A 4699-nucleotide genomic window follows, 5' to 3' on the forward strand; every position below is an offset into this window, starting at 1 on the left:
GAGCATGAGAGGATGCTGGACTCATGAAGCCAAGATAGCATGCCAAAGGAACAAATCAAGAACACAAACAAAAAACGTGAAAACAACCCCATGCACAGTCGAGCTGCCCAAATTTCGGGCGGGGGTTTTTGACTTCACGCAACACCAGCGTGACCACGATTCCGTTTGATCACGGGAGGGATCGATCGTCGCGGAACATGGTTGATGACGATCGTTGGGTGAAGGTCGGCAAGAACATGACAAATCAACAACAATTGGCCGCAGCGAGCAGCAACCTCGATCTGCTCGACCGCTATTGGCGCGCCGCGAACTATCTCTCCGTTGGGCAAATCTATCTCCTCGACAATCCGCTGCTGCGCGAGCCCTTACGGCCCGAGCACATCAAGCCGCGTTTGCTCGGCCATTGGGGCACGACGCCCGGTTTGAACTTCATTTATGCCCATCTCAACCGCATCATCCGCGCGCTGGACCTGAACGTGATCTATGTCTGCGGTCCCGGGCACGGCGGCCCCGGCATGGTCGCCAACACCTATCTCGAAGGCAGCTACAGCGAGCTCTATCCCGATATCGCGCGCGATACCGAGGGGTTGCGCAAGCTGTTCAGGCAATTCTCCTTCCCCGGCGGCATCCCGAGTCACGCGGCGCCGGAAACGCCGGGCTCGATCCACGAAGGCGGTGAGCTCGGTTACGCGCTGGTGCATGCCTATGGCGCGGCCTTCGACAATCCCGACCTGATCGTCGCCTGTGTCGTCGGTGACGGCGAGGCCGAGACCGGCCCGCTCGCCGCGTCCTGGCACTCCAACAAATTCCTCAATCCTGCGCATGACGGCGCGGTGCTGCCGATCCTGCATCTCAACGGTTACAAGATTGCCAATCCGACCGTGCTCGGCCGGATGCGCGACGACGAGATCCGCGATCTCTTCCGCGGGCTCGGCCACGAGCCGCTGTTCGTCGAGGGCGACGATCCCAAATTGATGCACCGGGCCATGGCAGACGCGCTCGACGTCGCGCTCGTCAGCATCCGGTCGATCCAGCAGCACGCCCGCGACGGCCGCAAGAGCGTCGAACGTCCGCGCTGGCCGATGATCGTGCTGCGCAGCCCGAAGGGCTGGACCGGCCCCAAGGAAGTCGACGGCAAGAAGGTGGAGGGCTTTTGGCGGGCGCATCAGGTGCCCGTCGCGAACTGTCGCGAGAACCCGGCGCATCTGAAGATTCTCGAAGACTGGATGCGCAGCTACGAGCCGGAAAAGCTGTTCGACGCGAACGGCGCGCTCATTGCCGAGCTCCAGGCGCTCGCGCCCGAAGGCAATCGCCGCATGGGCGCCAATCCGCACGCCAATGGCGGCCTTCTGAAGAAGGAGCTGAAGCTGCCGGACTTCCGCAGTTTCGCCGTCGAAGTAGCGCAGCCGGGCGGCGTCGTGGCGGAGGCAACCCGCGAGCTCGGGAAATTCCTGCGCGACGTCATCCGCCTCAACACCGAGGCCCGCAACTTCCGCATCATGGGCCCGGACGAGACTGCGTCGAACCGGCTCGATGCGGTGTTCGAGGCCACCGAACGCGTCTGGATGGAGCCGACAAAACCTTACGACGTGCATCTCGCCCAGGACGGACGCGTGATGGAAGTCCTGAGCGAGCATCTCTGCCAGGGCTGGTTAGAGGGTTACCTGCTCACGGGCCGACACGGCTTCTTCTCCTGCTACGAGGCGTTCATCCACATCGTGGATTCCATGTTCAACCAGCACGCCAAATGGCTGAAGGTGACCCGGCATCTGCCGTGGCGGCGACCGATCGCCTCGCTCAACTATCTGCTCACCTCGCATGTCTGGCGTCAGGACCACAACGGCTTCAGCCATCAGGATCCCGGTTTCGTCGATCTCGTCGCCAACAAGAAGGCCGACATCGTCCGCATCTACTTCCCGCCGGATGCCAACACGCTGCTGTGGATCGCCGATCACTGCCTGCGCACCTATGACCGCATCAACGTCATCGTCGCCGGCAAGCAGCCGGCGCCGCAATGGCTGTCGATGCAGGAGGCAGCCACGCATTGCGCCGCCGGCATCGGCATCTGGAGCTGGGCCGGCACGGAAGATGCGAATGGCGAGCCCGGTGTCGTGATGGCCTGCGCCGGCGACGTGCCGACACTGGAAACGCTCGCTGCCGTCGACCTGCTGCGCAAGGCGCTGCCCGAGCTGAAGATCCGCGTCGTCAACGTCGTCGACCTCATGACGCTGCAACCCAGGGAGCAGCACCCGCACGGCTTGTCCGACCGCGACTTCGACGGCCTGTTCACGCGCGACAAGCCGGTGATCTTCGCCTATCACGGCTATCCTTATCTGATCCACCGGTTGACCTATAACCGCACCAACCACGCCGGCATGCACGTCCGCGGCTTTGCCGAGGAAGGCACCACGACGACGCCGTTCGACATGGTCGTGCTCAACGAGCTCGACCGCTATCACCTCGCGATCGAGGCGATCGAGCGCGTGCCGGGGCTCGCGACCAGGGCGGCGCAGGTGAAGCAGCAATTCCGCGACAAGCTGATCGAGCATTCGCGCTATGTGCGCGAACACGGCGAGGACATGCCGGAAATCCAGGAATGGGTCTGGCAGAACAGCGCCGGCGGCAACACGCCGGCAGAGGCAGGCGACTGAGGAGAGCCATGTCGAACACGGTTCTCGTTCTCAACTCGGGATCGTCGAGCATCAAATTCGGCCTGTTCGATATCTCGGCGGCCGAGCCCGCCCTGCTCTGCAAGGGCCTGCTTGACGAGCACGAGACGAAGCCGCGGCTCGTCGTGAAGAGTCCCGCGGGCGAAGACCTGTTCGAGAAACGGAGGGAAGCATCGGATGCGGCCAGCGATCATCTGTTCGCCGACGTGCTCGGCTTCATCGAGGATCGTTTCGGCGACCATCGCTTGCGCGCCGTCGGCCATCGCGTCGTCCATGGCGGTCCGGACTATTCCGCTCCGGTCGAGCTGACGGAGGATGTCACCGCAAAGCTGCAAGCGCTGACGCCGCTGGCGCCCCTGCACCAGCCGCGCTGCCTGGCTCCGGTCCGCACTATCACGGCGATCAGGCCCGACCTGACGCAGATCGCCTGCTTCGATACCGCTTTCCACCACGGCATTGCGCCGCCCGCCAGCCGCTTCGCCATTCCGCGACGTTATGAAGAGCGCGGCATCCGGCGCTACGGATTTCATGGCCTCTCGTTCGAATATGTCGCGGGACGGCTCGCCCGAATCGCGCCGCAGCTCGTGGCGAAGCGCACTGTGATCGCGCATCTCGGCAACGGCGCGAGCCTGTGCGGCTTGCGCGACGGCCGCAGCATCGACACCACGATGGGACTGACGCCGCTCGACGGGCTGGTGATGGGCACGCGCTGCGGCAGGCTCGACCCGGGCGTGCTGCTCTATCTGCAACAGCACGAGAAGATGTCGGTCGAAGATGTCCAGCACCTGCTCTACCACGAATCGGGCCTGCTCGGCGTCTCCGGCATCGCGTCGGATATGCGCATGCTGCTTGCGAGCCGCGAAGCTGCGGCGCGGGAGGCGGTCGAGCTCTTCACCTTCCGCGCCGCGCAGGAGGTGGCGGCGATGGCGACAACGCTTGCAGGGCTAGACTGCCTGGTCTTCACCGGCGGCATCGGCGAGCATGCCAGCGAAATCCGCAGCGCGATCGGTGAGCGTCTCGACTGGCTCGGCGTGCGCATCGATGCCGCTGCGAATGATGCGGCGCGCGAGCGCATCAACGATGGCGATAGCGCAGTCGATGTCTTCGTCATTCCAACGAATGAGGAACTGATGATCGCACGACATTGTGCGGCGGTGCTGCGAACAGCGAGTTGACCGGCGTTCATTCGAAGCCCTCGTCAGCAGCGTGGTTGCACGTTTTCCCGTCCTCGCGCTCGTCCGCTATCGCATCCTCCTCTTGCATGATTGCGAACGGCCGGCGCGCCGCGCAATATTGCGGCTCACCTCCGGATTAATACGGACAGGACAGGCTGGGGCGACACATTCGGCAATATCGCCGCCCCGTACGGGACATATTTGGATGCGAGGGCTGCAGCGGTTTACCATCGTCTGCCGAGGCGCGGCCGGAAAGTTGCACTCGGCAGCGCCATGTTTTATGACGCCCTCATAATGAGCTACGCTTCTCCCGAAGTGTGGACAGTGAAGCTTCCATCATGCTGAGTGTCATCATTCCGACCGAAGGCGTCGAGCAGACGGCCGTCGCAACTCTGGCCGCGCTGGTACCCGGTGCCGCCGCAGGCGTCATCCGGGAAGTGCTCCTGGTCGACGGCACCCGCAATGGCGTCATCGAGCGCGTTGCCGACGTCGCGGGCTGCCGTTTCATCGGCTTCGAAGGATCCACTCAAGGCGCCGCGCTCGCCGCCGGCGCACTCCAGGCCCGTTCGTCCTGGCTGATGTTCCTGCCCGCGGGCGCCGTGCTGGAAACCGGCTGGATCGAGGAAACCACCCAGTTCATCCAGTCCGTCTCGACCAGCGGCCGGGATCGTGCGGCCGTCTTCCGCTATGCGCGCTCGCCCTACGCCGATGCCGGCTTCCGCCACATCCTCCGGGCCCTGATGCGCAAGCTCGTCGGTCCCTTCGGCGATCAGGGACTTTTGATCGCGCGTGATCACTACGACCGCATTGGCGGCTACCCGCCCCAAGCCCGCCACTCCGAGGCACGGCTGCTCC

General features: G+C 64.1%; 3 protein-coding genes. All 3 read left to right on the forward strand.

Annotation, left to right across the window (positions count from 1 at the left end):
• Positions 1 to 236 precede the first annotated feature (236 nt).
• Entirely contained in the window at positions 237 to 2651 is a 2415-nt protein-coding gene (locus IVB32_RS05015; protein WP_247372709.1) for a phosphoketolase family protein, read from the forward strand.
• A gap of 8 nt (positions 2652 to 2659) precedes the next feature.
• Positions 2660 to 3844 (forward strand): acetate/propionate family kinase, encoded by a 1185-nt coding sequence (locus IVB32_RS05020; protein ID WP_018454914.1) that lies wholly within the window; start codon positions 2660 to 2662, stop codon positions 3842 to 3844.
• A 338-nt stretch (positions 3845 to 4182) separates the two neighbouring features.
• On the forward strand, positions 4183 to 4699 hold a 517-nt coding region (locus IVB32_RS05025), incomplete at its 3' end, for a glycosyl transferase (protein ID WP_247409934.1).

The sequence above is a fragment of the Bradyrhizobium sp. 23 genome, from assembly GCF_023073295.1.
In the GTDB taxonomy this organism is placed as follows: domain Bacteria; phylum Pseudomonadota; class Alphaproteobacteria; order Rhizobiales; family Xanthobacteraceae; genus Bradyrhizobium; species Bradyrhizobium canariense_D.